Source organism: Nonomuraea sp. NPDC002799, assembly GCF_053592075.1.
The window spans coordinates 180751-199755 of sequence record NZ_JBSFVA010000001.1; the positions used below are offsets into that span (position 1 = coordinate 180751).

Annotated in this window: 15 protein-coding genes and 1 pseudogene; 9 read left to right on the forward strand and 7 right to left on the reverse strand. The window is 69.3% G+C overall.

Translation table 11 applies throughout. The annotated features are described in order from the left end of the window. The first annotated feature begins 28 nt into the window (after positions 1-28). Together ACWD0F_RS00790 and ACWD0F_RS00795 are read left to right on the forward strand one after the other, a co-directional pair. Entirely contained in the window at positions 29-448 is a 420-nt protein-coding gene (locus ACWD0F_RS00790; protein ID WP_449871403.1) for a MerR family transcriptional regulator, read from the forward strand. 118 nt (positions 449-566) lie between these two features. Beyond that, positions 567-863: pseudogene (locus tag ACWD0F_RS00795) on the forward strand (helix-turn-helix domain-containing protein); the annotation flags it as partial. A gap of 174 nt (positions 864-1037) precedes the next feature. Here ACWD0F_RS00795 and ACWD0F_RS00800 read toward each other — a convergent pair. Next, positions 1038-1391 carry an ArsR/SmtB family transcription factor gene (locus ACWD0F_RS00800; protein ID WP_449872371.1) on the reverse strand — a complete coding sequence of 118 codons (354 nt, stop codon included), beginning with the start codon at positions 1389-1391 and terminating at the stop codon, positions 1038-1040. A gap of 122 nt (positions 1392-1513) precedes the next feature. Here ACWD0F_RS00800 and ACWD0F_RS00805 point away from each other — a divergent pair, with 122 nt between their 5' ends. Further along, positions 1514-2119, forward strand: coding sequence for a hypothetical protein (locus ACWD0F_RS00805; RefSeq protein WP_449871405.1), 606 nt, complete (start codon positions 1514-1516; stop codon positions 2117-2119). A gap of 187 nt (positions 2120-2306) precedes the next feature. On the opposite strand, the gene ACWD0F_RS00810 is transcribed toward ACWD0F_RS00805, so the two are convergent. Continuing rightward, on the reverse strand, positions 2307-4727 hold the full coding sequence (locus ACWD0F_RS00810; protein WP_449871407.1) for a transglycosylase domain-containing protein: 2421 nt from the start codon (positions 4725-4727) through the stop codon (positions 2307-2309). A 402-nt stretch (positions 4728-5129) separates the two neighbouring features. Here ACWD0F_RS00810 and ACWD0F_RS00815 point away from each other — a divergent pair, with 402 nt between their 5' ends. Next, positions 5130-6743 (forward strand): AAA family ATPase, encoded by a 1614-nt coding sequence (locus tag ACWD0F_RS00815; RefSeq protein ID WP_449871409.1) that lies wholly within the window; start codon positions 5130-5132, stop codon positions 6741-6743. Here ACWD0F_RS00815 and ACWD0F_RS00820 read toward each other — a convergent pair. Genes ACWD0F_RS00820 through ACWD0F_RS00835 form a run of 4 tightly spaced genes read right to left on the reverse strand, consistent with a single transcriptional unit; the run spans position 6729 to position 11569 of the window. Next, positions 6729-7325, reverse strand: coding sequence for a DUF5825 family protein (locus tag ACWD0F_RS00820; RefSeq protein WP_449871411.1), 597 nt, complete (start codon positions 7323-7325; stop codon positions 6729-6731). The genes ACWD0F_RS00815 and ACWD0F_RS00820 overlap by 15 nt on opposite strands. 7 nt (positions 7326-7332) lie before the next feature. Continuing rightward, positions 7333-9168, reverse strand: coding sequence for a RiPP maturation radical SAM C-methyltransferase (locus tag ACWD0F_RS00825; RefSeq protein WP_449871413.1), 1836 nt, complete (start codon positions 9166-9168; stop codon positions 7333-7335). Further along, complete coding sequence (locus tag ACWD0F_RS00830; RefSeq protein WP_449871415.1) at positions 9153-10394, reverse strand: MFS transporter; 1242 nt, start codon at positions 10392-10394, stop codon at positions 9153-9155. The genes ACWD0F_RS00825 and ACWD0F_RS00830 overlap by 16 nt, the downstream gene beginning before the upstream one ends. After that, a complete protein-coding gene (locus ACWD0F_RS00835) occupies positions 10391-11569 on the reverse strand; it encodes a radical SAM protein (RefSeq protein WP_449871417.1) in 1179 nt (392 codons plus the stop codon). Before ACWD0F_RS00835 ends, ACWD0F_RS00830 begins: the two co-directional genes overlap by 4 nt. 519 nt (positions 11570-12088) lie before the next feature. On the opposite strand from ACWD0F_RS00835, the gene ACWD0F_RS00840 reads away from it, so the two are divergent. After that, positions 12089-13393: a TfuA-like protein gene (locus tag ACWD0F_RS00840; RefSeq protein ID WP_449871419.1), complete on the forward strand. Its 1305-nt coding sequence runs from the start codon at positions 12089-12091 to the stop codon at positions 13391-13393. Then, the gene (locus ACWD0F_RS00845; RefSeq protein ID WP_449871421.1) at positions 13390-14529 is read left to right on the forward strand and encodes a YcaO-like family protein; all 1140 of its coding nucleotides are present in this window, start codon (positions 13390-13392) and stop codon (positions 14527-14529) included. Before ACWD0F_RS00840 ends, ACWD0F_RS00845 begins: the two co-directional genes overlap by 4 nt. A 26-nt stretch (positions 14530-14555) precedes the next feature. Here ACWD0F_RS00845 and ACWD0F_RS00850 read toward each other — a convergent pair whose 3' ends face one another. Next, the gene (locus ACWD0F_RS00850; RefSeq protein WP_449871423.1) at positions 14556-14999 is read right to left on the reverse strand and encodes a DUF6623 family protein; all 444 of its coding nucleotides are present in this window, start codon (positions 14997-14999) and stop codon (positions 14556-14558) included. Positions 15000-15373: 374 nt separating this feature from the next. On the opposite strand from ACWD0F_RS00850, the gene ACWD0F_RS00855 reads away from it, so the two are divergent. From ACWD0F_RS00855 to ACWD0F_RS00865, 3 genes are read left to right on the forward strand one after another with little or no spacing between them, the layout of a single operon-like run. Continuing rightward, positions 15374-16105 carry a Crp/Fnr family transcriptional regulator gene (locus ACWD0F_RS00855; RefSeq protein ID WP_449871425.1) on the forward strand — a complete coding sequence of 244 codons (732 nt, stop codon included), beginning with the start codon at positions 15374-15376 and terminating at the stop codon, positions 16103-16105. Positions 16106-16162: 57 nt separating this feature from the next. Continuing rightward, positions 16163-16918: a hypothetical protein gene (locus ACWD0F_RS00860; RefSeq protein WP_449871429.1), complete on the forward strand. Its 756-nt coding sequence runs from the start codon at positions 16163-16165 to the stop codon at positions 16916-16918. Beyond that, positions 16915-19002, forward strand: a complete 2088-nt coding sequence (locus tag ACWD0F_RS00865) for a hypothetical protein (RefSeq protein ID WP_449871431.1) — start codon at positions 16915-16917, stop codon at positions 19000-19002. Before ACWD0F_RS00860 ends, ACWD0F_RS00865 begins: the two co-directional genes overlap by 4 nt. Positions 19003-19005: the final 3 nt, after the last annotated feature.

The window sequence follows — 19005 nt, forward strand, 5'->3', positions numbered from 1 at the left end:
TTGTGGTTTAGATCACATGGAGCTCGGAATGCGCATTGGGGAACTCGCCCGCCGCACAGGCGTCAGCACCCGGGCCCTGCGGTACTACGAGGAGCAGAACCTGCTCACGGCCGAGCGCAGCAACACCGGCCAGCGCCACTACCCCGAAACCGCGGTCGCCCGGATTCTCCTGGTCCGAGAGCTGTTCACCGCCGGCCTGTCGAGCAAGACCATCGCCGAGCTCACGCCATGCGTCATCGACGGCAAGGCCACACCCGAACTCCTCGACCGCCTGGCTGTGGAGCGCGGTCACATCGACCAGCACATCGTCGATCTCACGCACACCCGAGACAGGCTCGACTCGGTCATCGCCGGCGCCTCCGCATCCATGGACACCGGCACCCCCTGCCAGCCCGGCCCGGCATCGACCGCTCCGGCTCAGGTCAGCGACGCTACCCCTCCGTGGTGATCAAGAAGCTCGGGAAGGTGGGGGATGACGTCGTCCAGTCCGTTCGCGGTGCTCTGGAACAGTGACCAGCTCGCGTTGTTACGAGCTCGCGAGCTCGCGAACAGCGCCGCTGCGGCGGGTGCAGCGAGCGCATGTCGCCCTGGCCTGCGCACATGGCACCGCGAACGCCGTCATCGCCCGCATGCTCCGACTGCACCTGGACACCGTGCGCCGCTGGCGTAAGCGGTTCACCGCCGAAGGACTCGCAGCTCTGGAGGACCGTCCCCGGCCGGGGCGCCCGCGCCGCAACGGTCCCGAAGTGCATCCGGCCATTGTGGCCACGGTGACCTCGGCACGCCCCGCCGTCGACAGCCAATGGACCCATCGCGCCATCGCTGATCACCTGGCCAGCACCGGCATCTCGGCCTCCCAGGTCGGACGCATCCTCGCCGGCCTGGACCTCAAACCGCACCTGGTACGCGGATGGCTCACCCGGCCCGAGGACCCCGGCTTCTACGCGAAAGCCGCCGAGGTCTGCGCTCTCTACCTCCATCGCCCACCGGGCTCGGTAGCGCTCAGTGTGGACGAGAAGACCGCGATGCAGGCCCGCTCACGCAGGCAGCCAACCGCCGGCGATGATTCCGGCCGGCCGGGCGCCGTGGGCCGGGCACAACGTCACGGCGTGGCCGGTGGCGGCGAGCAGGTGCTCGGCGGCGCTGAGCAGGTCCATCAGCTCGGGCCGGGTCAGGGAGTAGAACGACTGGCGGCCTTCGGCGCGGTAGTCGATCAGCCCGCAGTCGCGCAGGCAGGCCAGGTGCTTCGACACCGTGGACCGGGCCAGCCCGAGCTGCGTGGTCAGGTCCACCGCGCGGGCCTCGCCGCGCGCCAGCCGCTGCACGATGCGCAGCCTACTAATTTCATGGAACCGGACTACGTAGCGAACGGTGAAGCCTGCGACGAATATCCCATGGCCGGCACGCAAAAGGGAGCCTTCAACTCCGCCGGTTACGGGCCTGATCGGTCGCAGCACCTGCTGCAACGCGTCCGCACGAAACCGTACGATCGAGCAAGTAAGGGACGGCCGTAATGAACACCGCCGGCGACCTGTTGAGGTCTCGTGGATTCGATGACCACTTCATCGGCATCTGGGTCTCGGGGCTCGACGGGGAGGACATCGTCAAGCGCCTGAACGCCGACCAGGATTCGGCTGCCATCTGCACCCTGGACGACGCTCTCGAACGTTTCCCGGCCGCCCCTGGCGACAATGTCATCTGGCTGGGCCCGCAGGCGCCCGGCTGGACGCAGATCATTCAGATCAGCGGCAGCGTCTGCGGCTCTCCCAAGACGCGAAAGGCGTTGACGGAGAACGGCGGACGGCTCCTGTATGTCGGCTGGCTCGAGATCGAGGGAGTGGACGACCTGGTCTATCTGGAGAATGGCCAGGTTCTCGACTGGGTCGGCGCCCTGGAGGGGGCTCCGCTAGCGCCGGGCAAGTTCTTCACTCCGCACCTGGACGGTCTGCCCTTCGGCCCGGATCACCCCGACGAAACAGTCGCGGACTCCTTTCTGACCGCGGTCGGGCGGATCACCGGGCGGGCGATGGACGAGGAGTGGTTGTCCGGCGCGCACACCCTTTACCGCCTGCCGAGCCGGCCACGCAATCTCCCCCCTCCTCCCCTTGCCACGCCGTGAAGAGTGACGTGAACTCTGGCTTGCCCGCTGACTGATCCTGGCGGCCCGTCCTCGTCTGCCGCAGTCACATCGACCAGCCGCCCCGGCCGGCTGAGACTGACGGAACTCCCCGTCCGGCGTAAGGCCCCATTCGTGCAGCCGCCTGAAGCCGTCGCCCCTCATCGGCCGGCCGAAGGCGACTGCTGCTTCACCTCGGCGACCGTCCCGAAGGTCTTGGAACGGGCACCTGGCCGCCCGCCCCCACGTCGCCGTTGCCGTCCTGGGGAAGGCCGGTGTTGCCGCCCGGGTCGTCGATGGTGACCTCGTCATCGGGTGTGGTGTTGTCGTCGCACGGCTCGCTCAGGCAGCCCTGGTCGAGGGGGTTGTCGTCGCCGAACGGGTCGTCCGGGCTCTGCGACGGCTTCGGCGTCGGCGTCGGGCTCGGCACGATGTTCTCGGCCAGCCCGAGCTCGGCCTTCTTCGGGAACTGCTCGACCGGCAGCCCTTCGTGGGCGAGCATCATGAACTTCTGCCAGGTGAGGGTGGGCGGACCGGCGCCCTCGAAGCCCAGGGACACCTCGTAGGGTCTGCTGTAGCGGTTGTCCGGGCCGTACTTCGTGCTCGGCTTGCCGCCGGGAGTGTCGGGGCAGTTGGAGTGCAGGGGCAGGACGATCCTGCCGCTCTTCGTCCGGCACTGCTCGCGGTAGAACCCGACCGCGGCCGAGATCTGCGGCGTGTAGCCGACGAACCAGGCGCCGTTCTCGTCGTTGTTGGTGCCGGTCTTGCCGGCCGCCGGCCTGCTTCCCAGGCCCTTGCCGGCCGCGGTGCCGCTGCGCAGCACCTCCTGCATGGCGGCGGTCGCGTCGGCGGCGACACCGGGGTCGATGACGCTCTTGGTGGCTCGCTGCTCGCCGTAGACGACCTGATTGCCCAGCTTGACCTCCTTCACCACGTGGTACTTGGTGTATTTGCCGGCGTTGGCGAAGATCGCGTAACCGGCGGCCTGCTCGACCGGGGTCACCAGGGCGCTGCCGATGGCGAACTGGTAGCTGTGCTCCTTGACGTCAGCCTGCATCCGCTGCTGGTCGAACCCGGCCGCCTCCACGAGCCTCTCCACGTCGTCGAGCCGGCCCGGCAGCTTGTACGCCATCGACACGAACGCCGTGTTGACCGACTGGGCGGTGGCCTTGATCACGTCGACCGCCGTGCCGACGTTGTGGCTGTTCCGGAAGCCGCCTCGCGCCTGGCCGGGCACCACCTTCGGCACCGTCACGTTGCCCGGCACGAAGCTCTTGAGCGAGTAACCCGCCTGCAGCCAGGCCGCCAGCACGTACGGCTTGAACGCGGAGGCCGCCTGCTTCTTGGCGTCGAAGGGCTCGTTGAACGGGTCGGTGACGTAGTCGTTGCCACCGTAGAACGCCAGGATCTGGCCGTTCTTCGGGTTCACGGCGGCCAGGCCGGCGTGGAACTCCTTGCTCATGGCGGACTTCGTGCTCTCCACCGCGGCCTTGGCGGCCCGCATGAGCTTCTTGTCGAACGTCGAGGTGATGTGGTAGCCGCCGCTCCTGACCGCGTCGGGAGTCAGGCCGCGCAGCTTCAGCTCCTGCAGGGTCTGCATCACCATGTAACCCTTGAGGCCGCCGAGTTCGTTGTTGTCATCGGTGTGGATCTTGGGGAACTTGGCGGTCTGCGGGAGCCGGCCGTACCTGTCGGGCCACTGTTCGGCCATGTACTGGATGACGGTCTGGAAGCGCGCCTTGAGCGCGGGCGCGTCGGGCTCCCAACTGGGGCGCTGGATGCGCGCGGCGAGGTAGGCGCCCTGTTCGGGGGTCAGCTTGGCGGCGGTGACCTTGGGGCCGAAATAGGCCTTCGCGGCGGCCTCGACACCGTTCGCGCGGCCGAAGGGGATGGTGTTCAGGTAGTTCAGCAGGATCTCGTCCTTGGTCAGCGTCTCGTCGAGCTTGACCGCGACGAAGATCTCCTTCACCTTGCGCATGACGGAGACCTCCTGGCTGAGGCCGTCGTAGTAGGCGCGGGCCATCTGCTGGGTGATCGTCGAGGCGCCCTGCAGTTGCTGCCCGCTCGCGGTCATCCAGAGCGATCGGGCCATGCCCGAGATGGAGATGCCGGAGTCCTCGTAGAACGTGTTGTTCTCGATGGCGACGGCCGCGTCCCTGACGCTCTGGGACGTCTGCGAGATGTCGCCGAGGATCTCGCGCTTCGTGCCGAGCTTGCCGATCTCCGTCTTGCCGTCCCGGTAGTAGATGGTGCTCTGCTGGGCGAGGGCGTCGGACTTGACCTGCTCGGGGCTCGGCACCGGCGTGTTGGCGTACGCGACCATGACCATGCCGAAGAGGCCGGCGGCGAGCACCACGAACGAGGCCACGAAGACCTTCCAGCTCGGCACGAACCGGCGCCAGCCGCTCCGGCCGCCGCCCCTACCGGCCGGAGCGGCCGGAGCGGCCGGCGGCCCCGGCGGCTCGGCGGGTCCGGCGGGTCCGCCACCGCTCTTCCGGCGCGAGCGCCGGGGCGGGTCACCGACGGGCTGGTCCTGGTCGCTCCCCGTGCGTCCGGCCTGCCGAGGCTGGGAACCGCGTCTCGAAGGCTCGTCGTACGGCTGCGCGCCCATCGCGCCGGTCTGCTCGTAAGCGGCTTCCGGACGACGCGGCGGGTGCGCCGGACCCCGGCCCGGCTCCCCGGCCCCCGAGGGGGAACCTGAGGGCGACGAAGGGGACGAGCCGGCGCGACGGCGCCTTCCCGGGCGGGGCGTCCCCTCATTCATGCTGTTACTCACGAGCCCTCTCCACGTCAACGGCGGCTGGGCGTGATCTTTCTCGCCGCCGCCCGGAGAGCATCCTAATCATGGGCTGATGCCTGGAAAGGGCGATTCGCGGAGTTGCCAGGGAGTGGTGACATTCCCTTCCGGGCCCCAGCTCCCCGCTTTTCTTGCCTTATAGCGGCTTAAATCGGATCAATATCGCTCGGACCTACCATGCGCGGAGTTCGCTTTGTCAAGGCGCGGGGGGATCTGATGATGGAGCATGCTCGGGGCCTGCTGACCGAGGCTCTGGCCGACGCACGCCAGGGACGGGGGCGTGCGGTGTTCGTCCTGGGCGAGCCGGGCAGCGGCAGGTCGCGGCTGGCCCAGGCGGCACTCGCGGAGGCGGCCGCCGAGGGGATGATCACGCTGCGCGGCCGGGCCAGCGAGCTCGGCGGGCCCTCCAGGTTCAGGCCGTTGCACGAGGCGCTGCTCGTCTTCAGCCGCGACACCACGACGCTGCCCGACGAGCTCGGCCCCTACCGGAGCGTGCTCGGGCGGCTGATCCCGGACTGGCGGGCGGAGGACCGCGGCGACGACGGCTCGCTGATCGAACTGGCCGAGGGGGTGGTGCGGCTGCTGTCCCTCGCCTCCCGCGCGCGGGGCGCGCTGCTGGTGCTCGAAGACCTCTGCGACGAAGACATCGACACCCTCGTCGTGGCCGAATACCTGGCCGACACGATCGCCGCCCAGCCCACGTTCATGCTCTGCACCCTGTGCTCGTGCGCCGATCGGGCCGTCCGCATCGTGGAGCGGACCCGGCGGCTCGGCCACGTGCGCTGCCTGAACCTGTCCGGACCGACCGGCGGACCGGCGCGGCTCCAGCAGGCCACGGCCGACTGGCTGCGCGAGGGAGACGCGGCTCCGCTGCGGCCGGCCCGCGAGGCGGCGGTCAAGGCCGGCGCGGAGAGCTCGATCCACGACATCGACACGATGCTCGCCCTGGACGCCACGTTGCGGGGCGAGTTCGACCGGGCCTCGGGCCTCTGGCCACGAGAGGCGGCCGGGCAGACGCGAGCCGTGCGAGCCGTGCACGCGGCGCACCGCGGGCGGCGGCGGGAGATGGAGGAGCTGCTGGGCTCCGTCGAAGGCCCGGAGCCGGCTCTCGCCGTGGGCCTCGGGCGGGCGTTCTGCGCACTGCTCGAAGACGACGTGCCCGCCGCGCGGTCGGTGCTCGCGACGATCGGCGAGACGGTCGAGCCGCTCGCGGTCCTGAGCGGCAAGTACGGCCTGGCGCTGCTTCTCGACGCACTCCAGGACGGTCAGGACGAGGGCCTCGATGAAGGCGGCGCGAACGTCCGGTGGAACCGGCACTTCGCCGCCCTGGCGCGGGCCGTGCGCCTGGGCCGGGCGGGCCGGCCGGATGAGGCGGCGCTGGCGATGGCCGAGGCGGCGGAGGCGGGCGGGCCGTACCCGGTGGCCAGGCACCTGGGGTTGCGGCTGGTCGCGCCGGAGGCCCACGTGGCCGGGTGGGGAGAGCCGGCGCACTGGCTGCGCCAGGCGGAGGACTTCTTCTTCCAGACCGGCGTGCCCGTCCTGGCGCGCCGCTGCCGCGAGCTGCAGCGGCGCATCGGCCTGCCGATCCGCCAGCGGCGGCTGGGCTCGGGGCGGGTGCCGCAGCGGCTGCGGAACGCCGGGGTCACCGCACGCGAGTACGAGGTCCTGGAGCTGCTGGCGCGCGCGTGCGGCAACCGGGACATCGCGGCCCGGCTGCACCTGTCGCCGCGTACGGTCGAGCGCCATGTGGGCAACCTCCTCGACAAGACGGGCCTGGCCAACCGGACGGAGCTGGGCGAGTATTTCCTGCTCAGCTCACGCGGCCTCTGAGCCGAACGTCCATCGGCGGACCCGGTAGGGCAACCAGATCGCCTGCCCGCCCGCGATGGCGACGAGGCCGCCCGTTGCCAGCGCCTGGAGCATCGGCGTGGCGACGGCGTCCACGATCGTGCCCCGCAACAGGGCGGGGATCGCCGCCAGGTACGCCGGGTCGTCGATGGTGAGCCTGCGCAACCGGCCCGAGCGCCAGTCCCGTACCTGGACGAAGCCGGGTCCGTGCCGGTAGACGTACCGTCCGAGCGAGAAGCCGCGCCGCCAGGCCGACAGCCGGTCGGCGTCGTCGAGCCTCCTGGGCGGGGCCAGGTGGCCGAGCCCCTCCAGCGGGATCCCCTGGCCCGGCTCCCAGTCGACGACCACGGCGTAGCTGGTCAGCTCCCTGACCAGCGCGAGCGCCGCCAGCCCGTGACGGGCGTCCACGGGCTCGGCCACCTCCACCCGGCGGACGCCCTGCTGGTAGAGATCACGGGCGAGCTCCTCCTGTGCCGGATCCACCAGCCGGTGGCCCAGGTCCATGCCAGGCAGGCGGCGAGCCCGCTCGTCGTAGTCGCGCCACAGGCGCAGCGTCATCTTCATCGCGGTCCTAAACGGTGTGCAGGAGACTCTGGTTGGCAGAACGGGGAGCAAGGTGGACGTACTGGTCGTCTTCGGTGAACAGGATTCCGAGCGCCAGCCACGCGCGGACCAGCTCGATGACCCGCGCCTGCGGCACGCGGAGCCTGGCGGCGAGCGCGGGGACGCGGCGGGGCTGCTCCAGCAGGCGGAACGCGGCGATCTCCACCTCGTCGCTCAGGCGCATGACCGTCCAGTCGAAGCCCGCGCGCTCGCTGACCAGGACGATCGCGTCACCCAGGTCGTCGCAGGTGAGCCGGCTGGCCGGGTACGCCTCGCGCCAGCGGCGCACCGCCGCGCGCAACCGCTCGGCCACGTCCTCGCCGATGCCCTGCTCGGGGGTGTCGAAGAGGTAGGCGAAGTCCGCCAGCTCCGCGTCCGGCAGGGCGTACGTGACCCGGTACTGCTCGGCGGGCGATCGGGTCGCGAAGCCGAGTCCCGGGTCGTTGAAGTACGGGCTGAACCGTTCGAGCACCACGGGGCCGACCCCGTCGGGCGGTCCGAGGTGATGCAGCGCGGACATCTGGGCGAGCGCCCCGAGGTAGTCCTCCGTCCGCTCGCCGGGGAAGCCGTGCAGATAGTTCCACGCCACGGTGAGCCCGCTGGTCTGCGCGTCGCGCAACATGCGCACGTTCTGGCAGCCGGTGACGCCCTTGTCCATGAGTTTGAGCACCCGGGTGCTGAGGTTCTCGATGCCCGGTTGCACGCGGATCACCCCGGCGGCTCTGAGCATGTCGAGCTGTTCGGCGCGCATGTTCGACTTGATCTCGTAGTGCAGCCGGATGTCCACGTCGGCCTCGACGATGCGCGGCAGCAACGACGTCACGTACGCCATGTCCATGATGTTGTCCACCACGATCATGTCGAGCACGCGGTGCCGCCGGGCCAGCGCGAGGATCTCGTCGAGGAAGGTGGACGGGTTCTTGCTGCGGAAGGTCATGAGCGAGCCGTTGAGACCGCAGAACGTGCAGTGGTGCTTCTGCCCCCACCAGCAGCCCCGTGAGCTTTCGACCACGAGCTTGGGCTCGGTCCAGCCGTAGGCGCGCGAGGCGGGGAACTGCCGGAAGAAATCATCGTAGTCCGGGCTCATGATGGCCGCGGGCGGCAGCGGCGTCGCGCTCATCTCGTTGGCCACCGGGTCGCCGCCGGGAGCACGCCAGCACAACCCCGCGATGTCCCGGGGGTCTCCGCCCTCCCGCAGGAGCGTCAGCAGGTCGGCGAAGGCGACCTCGCCCTCGCCGCGTACCACGTAGTCGACGAACGGGAAGTTGCGGTGCAGCGCGGCGCCCTGCGGCCCGTCGCAGTTCGCGCCGCCGAACACGGTCGTGGCGCGGGGCGCGAGGCTCTTCAACCGCCTGGCCAGGGCCAGTCCTGCGCTGTTCTGCTGGAAGGTGGAGGTGAGGCCGACGACGTCGGGATCCAGCTCCGCCACCTGCCGCGCCAGGTGCTCGATGAAGTCGGGGGCGGAGCGGTGCAGGCGCATGCTGGCCTCGATCCGCTCCTGCGGGATGATCGGGCGCATGCTTTCGGTGAACTCGGCCTCGCGCCAGCCGGGGTCGTCGTACAGGGCGGAGGAGAAGACCCAGTCGCCGCAGCCCAGGAAATAGCTGTCCTGCGCGTAGAACTGGTAGTCCGGCAGCGTGAACTCGCCCCGCTCGACCAGCCAGTTCACATAGTCGAGGTTGGCGTTGACGACCCGCACGTCCGCGTCCGGGAACCGGCCGCGGGCACATGTGGTGAGGATTCCGAGAGCCAGTGACGGCACGTCCACCGGCGCCCACGGCATGTTGATCAGGACAATTCGCACGCTGTCTCCTCGGCGGGTCTCAAGTCGTCGGTACGCTGCCGGGCGCGCGGGCTGGCCACGAGACACAGCGGGGCCACGACCATGACCGCGGTCGATATCCAGAGCACCAGATCGGGGCCGGCCCGCGCGGCGAGCAGCCCGCCGGCGGACTGGCCGGCCGGACGGCAGGCGAACGAGCCCAGGGCGTCCCACGAGTTCACCCGGCCGAGCGAGGACGTGGGCACCCCCAGACTGAGCGCCGTCTCCCACAGCGCCCCCGACATCGCCTGGCTGACGCCGCACACGGTGAACGCCGCCAGCACCACCCAGAGCTCGGCGTGCAACGCCAGCGCCAGCCCGGCCAGCCCCATCGGGACCAGCAGCAGGTTGGCCGACATGACATGCCGGCGGACCGGCAGCCTGGCCACGACCGCGCTGCCCACGATGGCGCCCACGCCCAGCGCGGCCATCATCCACGAGTAGGCCACCACCCCGCCGTACCGCAGCTCGGCCACCACGGGCACCACCGCCGACCACGGCCCCGACGCGAGGAACTCGACCGCGGCGGCGACCGCGATCGAGCCCCACAACCACGGTCGTGACAACACCTCGCGGGCGCCGTCCCGCAACTCCCGCACGGTCGACGGCCCCCGCGCCGCGCGGATCCCCTTCTCGCTCGTACGCCGCAGCCCCAGGATCAGCAGCGCGCTGACCACGAAGCTGAGCCCGTCCACCGCGATCGCGCCCGCCGGACCGAGCCAGGCCACCAGCGCCCCCGCCATCAGCGGACCGGCCACGACGGCGGTGGCGATCACGCCGCCGAGGCGCCCGCTGGCCTCCTGGATGCGCTCGGCGCCCACGGTCCGCAACAGCAGCGGCCCGAAGGCAGGTGAGAAGAACGCCGACGCGGCGCCGCGTACCAGAAGCAGGCCGGCCAGCACGGGGACCGTCATCTCGCCCGTCACCAGCAGCAGCGCCACGACGAGCTGGATCGCCGCGCGGACGAGGTCGGCGGCGACCAGGGTCGTGCCGGGCGGCAGCCGGTCGGCCAGCACGCCCCCGAACAGCAGGAACACCAGCAGGCCGAGGAACTCGGCCCCCAGCACCACCCCGACCTCCGCGGCTCCGCCCCCCATGGTGGACAGAACGGCGAAAGAGACCGCGACGGGCAACATCATGTCACCCGTCACGGAGAGCACTCTGGCCGCCGCCAGCCGCCGGAAGCCCGTGGGCAGGCGGTTCTTCATCGCCGCACCCCGCCCAGCAGTCCTGCCGCGTGCATCCGGTCGAGCACCATCGCGTTCACGGTGTCGGCGAAGGAGCCGTCGGGCCGCTGCTCCGCCGAGTATCCGCAGGACACCCAGCGCGGGTCGATCACCTCGTCGGCCAGGTAGCCGTCATCGACGGTGCCGACCTGGTAGCCGTCCTGGCCGACCGACTCCCAGCAACTGAAGAGCGTGCCGTCGGCATTGATCACCGCGCCGGTCTCGCCGCCCACCTCGCCGCAGGCCAGGCAGGAGGACGCGCTCGGCAGCGGCAGCGTGAACCCTAGGTCCATGGCGTGCAGGGAGAGCTCGCCCACACGCCGGCCGAGCTCGCGCGAAGCCTGCAGCGTGTCCGCGAACCCGATGCCGCCGTCGTTGACCGGGGCGAAATAGATCGCGAACCTGGCCGGGTCGAGCCGGGTGGCCAGCCGGTCGAGCAGCGAGCGGGTGCCGTCGATGGACTGGCCGGTCAGGTTGACGCGCAGTCCCCAGGCGATCTCCGTGTCCTGGGAGGCGGCCAGGTTGCCGACGATGCGGTCGAAGCTGCCGCGTCCGTTGTGGGTGACCCTGATCTGGTCGTGGACCGGCAGGTCGCCGTCGAAGGTGATCTGGGCCGAGCGAAGGCCCGCTCTGGCCAGCCGGGCGACGGCCGCGGGCTTCATGAGCGTGCCGTTGGTTATCATCGCGGCCTTCACCAGGCCGAGCTCGCGAGCGTTGTCGAGGAGGCGTTCGCAGACACCGACGCGGAGAGTCGGCTCGCCGCCGAACAACATGATCTCGAGCTTGGTGGCCCCGCGCCGCCGCATGCGCTCCCGGGTGAACGCCAGGATGCGCGGGATCCGCTCCTCGTTGAGCCAGAGTTGCGGGATCCGGGCCGGCGCCCCGACATGATCGGGGCCGGGCAGCTCGGTGTTCTGGAAGCAGTAGGAGCAGGCCAGGTTGCACTGCGTGGTGATCACGGCGGTGATGTGGAACAGGTCCGGGTCCGGCGCTGGACTCAGGTTCGCCGCCTCGACGGCGGCGCGGGCCTCGTCGGTGAGATCGCCGCGCTCGTCGACGCAGTCCATGGGCAGCCGCGCCACCCGCTTCGTGCCTATGGCCCAGTAACAATTCTCGCCGCGAATGTGGTGAACCGCGCGCGGCTCGATTCGGTGCATGGTCGACCTCGGATCTCAGGTGCCGAGAGCCGGCGAGGGGGCGCAGACCATCCCCGCCGGCTCCCGATCAGCGAACTAACTCTTGTAGAAGCCCAGGCAGACCGCCGGGTCCATCTCGGACTCCTCGAAAATGTCGATCGTCATGCTTTTCACCTCCATTCACCCCTGCTGGCAGGTGGACGGAAAGGAATACGCCGGATCGGGGCCGACGAGGGCGCAGACCCTCTTCGCGAGCCCTCGATCGGCGAATTAATGGTTATACCAACCTATGCAGATCACCGGGTTCGACTCGGCATCGTCGAAGGTTTCGATAGCCATGTTTTTCACCTCCCCATTCACCCAGACGAAAGGTGGACGGGAATGAATATGTCAGCCCGGGGAGCGCCGGCCATGAGTGCGCGGCACCCATTTTCCGGCGCGGCGGCTCATCTTTCTGGGTGGTGTCACCCATATTTCGCCGTCCGCTGGAGGCCAGGCTTATCGGCCGCCTAGTATGACGATTCGCCTTTTGGAGGTGCCATGACCATTCATGTCTTCGTCGGGCCGACGTTGCCGGAGAAAGAGGTCCGCGCGGCGGCGCCGGCGGCGCGCACGCATCCGCCTGTCGCCCACGGCGACCTGCTGCGCCTCGGACTCGGCGCGGGGGACGTCGCCGTCGTCATCGACGGCTACTACCACCACAGCGCCGCCCTGCGGCACAAGGAGATCCTGTCCGTGCTGGCCGCCGGCGCCCAGGTGGCCGGCTGTTCCAGCATGGGCGCGTTGCGCGCCGCCGAGCTGCACCCCTTCGGCATGACCGGGCACGGACATGTGTACGAGATGTACCGCTCCGGCGCCATCACCTCCGACGACGAGGTGGCCGTGGCCCATACGGAGCCGCCCGAGTACACGCGGCTCAGCGAACCGCTCGTCAACATCCGCTACGCGCTGAACGCCGCGCTCGCGGCGGGGGCGCTGACCGCCGAGCGGGCGGAACGTATGCTCGGCACCGCCCGCGCCCTGCACTACACGGAACGGTCCTGGCGGGCGGTAGGAGACCTGTCCGCCTTCCTCGACCGGCATCCCGAACAGCGCGACATCAAGGCCGCGGACGCGGTGCACACGCTGCGGCGGCTGCCGGAGCCGGTCCCGGCCGGCGCATGGGCGGCGTCGGGCGGGTGGCGTAACCGCTTCCTCTACGACTGGGAGGCGACCTTCTCGGGTGTGGACGTGGACGGCCACCATGTCGGGCAGGCGGCCGTCGCCGGGTACCAGCAGATCTACCACCCCGGCTTTCCGGCCCGCTGGCGCTCGTTCGCGCTGACCCGCATCGCCGAGTGGGCGGGCGCGGGCGGTCGGCTGAGCGAATCGGCGGGCGGGGGCGGTCCGCTGGGCGAATCGGCGGGTGCGCTCGCCGTGGCCGAGGCTCACGGGATGGCCGCTCTGAGCGATGAGCGGCTGCGTCACTGGCTCACCGGCGACGAGCTGCGCACCCTCCCCTCCGGTGAGCGGCTCCGGCGCGTGCTCGTCCGCTCGTACCGGCCGCCCCGCCTGGCCCACGACCTCGTGGCCGCCGCGGCCGAGCTGGCCGCCGACCAGGACGCGCGCACGGCGGTCGCCGAGTCGTACGCGGTCAACGCCCGGTTCGCGGCCGAGCGGCCAGGCCAGAACATCGAACGCCTGAAGGGCGCGATGCTCCGCGAACACCTGGGCGAGGTGTGGGACGTGGACGGCGACTCCCTGCTCGCCGCCGCCAGAGACCGGGGCTTCGAGTCGGTCGATGCCGCCGTGGGCGCGCTGCGCCCGTTCTTCATCAGGAGCCACCTCGGGGGGACCGCACGATGACGCTCAAGACGTTCCTTGAGGGCACGCACCGCATTCGCCGTCCCGAGCAGACCTGGGAGATCATCAGACCCCGGCTGGCGCGTTTCGGCATCACCAGGATGGCGGACGTGACCGGGCTGGACGTGATCGGCATTCCGGTCGTCATGGCCGTGCGGCCCCTGGCCAAGACGCTGAGCGTCGCCCAGGGCAAAGGCCGGTCCACGACGTCGGCGAACGTCTCGGCGGCGATGGAGAGCATCGAGTTCTGGCACGCCGAGCACGTCGTTCCCGCGACCGTCCACCCTTCCGTGGCCGCCCGCGACCTGGACCTCGGCTACGACCTCCTCGACCTGCCCATGCTGGCGGGCAGCGTGGTCACCGAGCACACGCTGCTGGACTGGATCGACGGGGTCGGGATGGTCAGCGGGCGTGCCGCGCCCGTACCCCTCGACGTGGTTCGCCTCACCGGCCCCGACGAACGTGACTGGAGCCCGTTCGGGCTGCTCGCCGGCAGCAACGGCCTGGCCTCGGGCAACTCGCGTGAGGAGGCCGCGCTGCACGCGCTGTACGAGATCACCGAGCGCGACGCGATCGGCTGCGCCGGCCCGGGCACGAGCGCGCGCACCCACGTCGATCCGGCCTCCGTCAGCGACGACGCGTGTGCCGACCTGCTCGACCGCCTGCGCTCCGCGCAGATCAGGACGGCCGTCTTCCGGCTGCCCAGCCGCTTCGGCGTGCCCTGCTTCGGCGCCCGGATCTGGAGCCCGGACTTTCCCGTCACCTGCCTCGGCTGGGGCGCCCACGGAGCTCCCGAGGTCGCGCTCTCCAGGGCGTTGACCGAGGCCGCGCAGAGCCGGCTGGCCAGCATCGCCGGCACCAGGGACGACCTGCCCTCCGTCTACGGCCACGTACGCGACGGCGGGGCCGGGGCACCGCCCCCGCCCGATGCCCTCCACTCCTGGGAAGAGGTCGCCGCCGGACGCCACTCCACCGACGACATCGCCCAGGAGCTCGCGTCGCTGGCGGTCACCGTGGCCGAGGTCACCGGCGCCGAGCCCCTCCTGCTCGATCTGAGCAGCGAGGACGACTTCGCGGTGGTCCGCGTCGTCGCCCCCGGCGCGGTCATGGAACCCGACCTGGTCCACCCCAGCGGATGACTCCCGGAGGGGCGCCGGTCGTCCCGTCAGATGTTGTGCGAGAAGTCCCCGCCGAAACCGGCGATGAAGACCCGGCTGTTGATCTGGCCGGCGGTGAAGAACATCGAGATCCCGCACCCCCAGCTGATGCCGTCACGGCCCACGGGAAAGACGTTGTTCCCGCTCGGGGCGTGCGTGTGATCGCCTTCGATTCTGAGGTCGTCCCTGGCCAGGATGCGGTTCGGGCCGTCCCAGACGTGCACGCGGAGGAGCGCGCTGGTCTCTCGGGCGTGGAACAGGATCAGCACCCTGTCCAGGGTGGCCCGGCGGTCTTCGACGATGACCGGGGTGGGGATGGCTAGGTGGATCCAGTCGCCCCCGTTCGCCGGGAGCGAGAAGGTCACGCCGAATCCCTGCCTCAGTGCGCTGGTGCCGGGGTTCTCGGCCACGGCCGTGAATCCGTGTTGCCATGACGCGTACTTTTTGGACATTGTCCTACTCCTTTCGTTGGAGTTTTCGCGGGCCGCACCGGCTTATGGAGGGTTTGAGCCGGGTCGGTTACTCCACGATAAAACGCTCCGCGAAAGGCTTGACATCCCTAAATTTAGGGATGTTCGTCGTGCTGATTGCAAAGATCGGGTGGCCGAGTACGATCCCTCTCCTCCGCTTATCAAGCACCGACAAATGCCATTTAAGCGAGCATTTGAGTGGGAGGCCGACATGCGTTCGGTATCAATCCGTCAGAACGTCGGCGACGGGGCAATGACAACGGACTGTACGCCTACAACTGGTCGTTACCCCGCCGATGGGGCGAACGTCCGCAAACGTATGACTCCCTTGCCGAGACGATCCAGCTGGCATATGTGTGAGACATCGCCTGCTGGAGGAGACTTTGGCACCCAACCGATGGCCGACCGGCACCTTCATGCACCGTCTGACGGACGAGCTGCGTTCGGAGCTCCTTGGGCTCGGGACCTTGCGCGCGCTCCCGCCCGGACACATCCTGATCAGCCAAGGAGATCACGGCACATCGGTCTGGGTTTTGTTGGACGCGCTGGTCAAAGTCACCGGGGGCGTTGAGAACGGTGTCGAGGCGACCCTAGGCATCCGGGTGTCGGGCGACATTGTGGGCGATATGGCCGCCATGGACGGGTCGCCACGGTCGGCGACCGTGACCACCTGCGGGCGCGCGGTCTGCCAGCAGGTCAAGGGCCCGGTGTTCCGCTCTTTCGTGGCTCGGCGTCCCGCCGCGGCACTGGCGCTGACGCAGGTCATAGCCGCCCGGCTGCGTTGGGCCAATCAGCGACGCCTCGACTTCGCCGGATACGAGACGAAGGTCTGCCTGGCACGCGTGCTGATCGCGTTGATCTCGCGGCACGGCCGTACCACGGATGATGGCGTGAGCATCGGCGTCCCGCTCACGAGAGCCGAGCTGGGCATGCTGGTGGGCGCCAAGGAGATCACGACGCAGAAGGCGCTGCGCGAACTGGCCGCGGAGGGGGTCATTCGGCGAGGGCACCGCGACGTGGTGGTGAAGGATCTGGCGGGGCTGACTGTCCTCGCTGACCTCCCGTTCCTCGCCAAGCCATATTTCTAAGGCTTCTCCCGCCGGGTCGTGCCTCACCGTTGAGCTCACCCGCTCATTGGAGATGCCATGGTCACGCACGATTACCGCGTCCTGCTCACTGCCGACATCGAGAACTACGGCGGCCGCACCGATGCCCAGCAGCGAACCCTCCAGTCCGGCCTGATCTGCGCCATCGAGACGGCGGCGGACCGCGTTCGGCTGGATCGGGAGTCGTGGTCGTGTCAGGTGGGCGGTGATTCGCTGACCGCCGTCCTTCCCGCCGAGCCGGGCCCGCTCGTCACGATTCCTCTTCTCCTCGATCCGTTCCTGACTGAGCTGGACGCGGCCATAGCGGCGCACAACAGTCGACGCGCCGATCCCACTTGGGCCCGGATGAGAATAAGGCTGGCCGTCCACGTCGGACCGCTGCAGTTGGACGGCGCGGCCGGATGGCCTGGGCAGCACGCGGTACAGCCCGCGAGATTGCGCGATTCGGCACCGATCCGGACCGCTCTCGACACCTTCCGCGACGCCGATCTGGCGCTGATCGTCTCGCGGGAGGTGTTCCGCGACTACGTGTCACAGGGGCCGGGGCGGCCGAGACCGTCAGAGTTTCTGGAGGTCGCGGTGGCGGAGAAGAAGCAGGAGTACCCGGCATATCTGTACGTGCCGCACTTCGACGTTCACGACATGGAGATTCCAGAGTCCCCGCCGTTCCGCGACGCCCCGTCATCACCGCCGTCGAGCATCGGGTCGATCAAGAACCGGGTCAAGAGAGGCGACATTCTTTTCGCGCAAGGAGACATCAACGTCACTCGTGATCCGAAGCGGAGGAAGAAATGAGCGACTCCTCGCCTGAGGAACCGAGATCCGAGAATCCGCAGCCGGAAGAACCGGAGGTCGAAGCCGCCGCTCTCGAGGAAGCGGACGAGACATCCCAGGAACCTGACAACCAATCGATCCGCAACGAGATGACCGCCTCCGGACAGGAGTGGTTGGAACGCAGGCAGAGCCTGGACGACCTGTTCGCCGACGAGCGGCCCAGCGTCGGCACCCGGGACCTGATCGGCCGCGTGCGCAACCGCGTCAAGAAGGGGAACATCTGGCTCGCCCAAGGCGACATTCACGTAGACCAGGGGCGGGCTCAAACGACGGCGACGATTCACGAACTGACGGAAAGCGAGATCGAGGACCTACGGCGAACGCTGATATCGACCCAGTCGCAAGCCGAAGCACGCAGGCTGCTCGACAGCGAACGCCTGGTCCTGCTCGGTGGCGCGGCAGAGACCGGAAAGGCGACCACGGCCCTGGCAGCACTGCTCGACTGGTGTGGCAGAGCGAGCTGGATCATTCCGCATGGAGCGAGCACGCCGAACCCCCGTGACTGGAAACTGGAATCGGGACACGGCTACTTGCTGGACCTGGTCGATACACCCGATGCCGTAGACAGGGTGACCACGAATCTCAAGCGGGCCGGCGTCAACGCGGACTGCAGGGTGATCGTCTTGGTGCCGGAGCACATCAGCTCCTCTGCCGCACCCATGATCGAGCACGACCCCCCGCCGAACACCCGGCTCTTCGCCAAGCATATGTCCGTTCAGGCATCGGGCACTCGGCTCACCCCGGACGATCAGCGGCTTCTGGACGAGGAACTTCGCGCTCACTCCGCGCCCTGGCAGGTGGTCGAGCTAGCCAAGCAGGTGGCCGCCACTGTGGAGGCCGGCACTCCCATCGAGGTCATGCTGGACCGGCGATTCCACCGAATGCGCGTGAAGGTCGGCGACGATCTAGAGAAGCGCAGGCCGATCCTAGGCCGGTGTTTCATGACGAGCATCGCCGTACTCCATGGGCTGCCCGAGGCGGAAATCTCCGGCGCGGCGCTGGCCCTGGCCGAACGGCTAAACGAGAAGTGGCGCCGTGATCATTCGCCGAAACCAGTCCAGCTCTGGGAGAAGCTACCCCTCTGGCTGAGTTACGTGGATGCCGAAGCCACACCCGCCGGGCCCGGTGGCGGGCGGAGCATAAGGCTGAGACGCCCCAAGCTGGCGGCCGTCATGCTGCGCGTCATCTGGGAAGACCAGCCGACCATCCGCGACTCGTTGGTCGACTGGCTGCTCTGGCTCGGCGGCGAGGGATCTTCGCACACGAGAATCAAGGTCGGGCATGCAGTCGGGAAGCTTGCGACCTTCGACTTCGCCCTCGTGAACGAGCGGTTCCTGGAGGTGTGGAGCCGGTCCTCCCGGTCCCGGGATCACCAGCTCGCTGCCCTGGCGCTGGAAGCCGCCGCCGAGGACCCGTCGATGACACGCCGCGTCCACCTTCATCTCCGTTCGATGATCCAGGGCAGGGATTCGGAGAAGGCGATCGCGATCCGCGCCTACGCCTCGTCCGTTGGTCTCGCCGCACCCGACCAAGCCCTCGCCGCGTTCAGGACCCTGGTTCTCACCAGAGGCGACAAGTTCCACCGCGACGTGGCCCAGTCCATCGCCTATCTGTATCGCGCGGACACCGCTCGCACCATCGTGAACAACCTCGCCGGTTGGGTCGGTGACGGAGGTCCTGCCGGTCATCACAGTGCCGCCCTCGCCTTCGGACGGCTGGCCGCGCTGCCCGTCCCGACCCCTGAGCGGCCACATCTGAGCCGGCTCGATCCCGATCCCTCGCTGGCGACGCTCTGGCGCAACGCGCTCAGCTACGAGGAAAAGGGGCGCCTGGCCGTGCCCGAGTCTTGGGACCTGCTGCTGAGCGAGTGGCTGCGCTATTACGACGAGCGGCCCACCGTACGGGAGATCACGGACCAGATCTTCAGCCTGACCGATAGGCGGAACGCCAAGCGGGCCCTGCTCTACCTCCGGTTCTGGCGGCACCACGGCGAGATCTCTGCCGATCTTCATCACCACCTGCGTCAACTCGTTCACAGGAGCTGATCA

Coding starts and splice junctions, on each gene's coding strand:
- ACWD0F_RS00865 (WP_449871431.1), top strand. CDS start 16,915: ATGAGCGACTCCTCGCCTGAGGAACCGAGATCCGAGAATCCGCAGCCG.
- ACWD0F_RS00815 (WP_449871409.1), top strand. CDS start 5,130: ATGATGGAGCATGCTCGGGGCCTGCTGACCGAGGCTCTGGCCGACGCA.
- ACWD0F_RS00835 (WP_449871417.1), bottom strand. CDS start 11,569: ATGCACCGAATCGAGCCGCGCGCGGTTCACCACATTCGCGGCGAGAAT.
- ACWD0F_RS00840 (WP_449871419.1), top strand. CDS start 12,089: ATGACCATTCATGTCTTCGTCGGGCCGACGTTGCCGGAGAAAGAGGTC.
- ACWD0F_RS00850 (WP_449871423.1), bottom strand. CDS start 14,999: ATGTCCAAAAAGTACGCGTCATGGCAACACGGATTCACGGCCGTGGCC.
- ACWD0F_RS00860 (WP_449871429.1), top strand. CDS start 16,163: ATGGTCACGCACGATTACCGCGTCCTGCTCACTGCCGACATCGAGAAC.
- ACWD0F_RS00830 (WP_449871415.1), bottom strand. CDS start 10,394: ATGAAGAACCGCCTGCCCACGGGCTTCCGGCGGCTGGCGGCGGCCAGA.
- ACWD0F_RS00790 (WP_449871403.1), top strand. CDS start 29: ATGCGCATTGGGGAACTCGCCCGCCGCACAGGCGTCAGCACCCGGGCC.
- ACWD0F_RS00805 (WP_449871405.1), top strand. CDS start 1,514: ATGAACACCGCCGGCGACCTGTTGAGGTCTCGTGGATTCGATGACCAC.
- ACWD0F_RS00845 (WP_449871421.1), top strand. CDS start 13,390: ATGACGCTCAAGACGTTCCTTGAGGGCACGCACCGCATTCGCCGTCCC.
- ACWD0F_RS00810 (WP_449871407.1), bottom strand. CDS start 4,727: ATGGGCGCGCAGCCGTACGACGAGCCTTCGAGACGCGGTTCCCAGCCT.
- ACWD0F_RS00820 (WP_449871411.1), bottom strand. CDS start 7,325: ATGAAGATGACGCTGCGCCTGTGGCGCGACTACGACGAGCGGGCTCGC.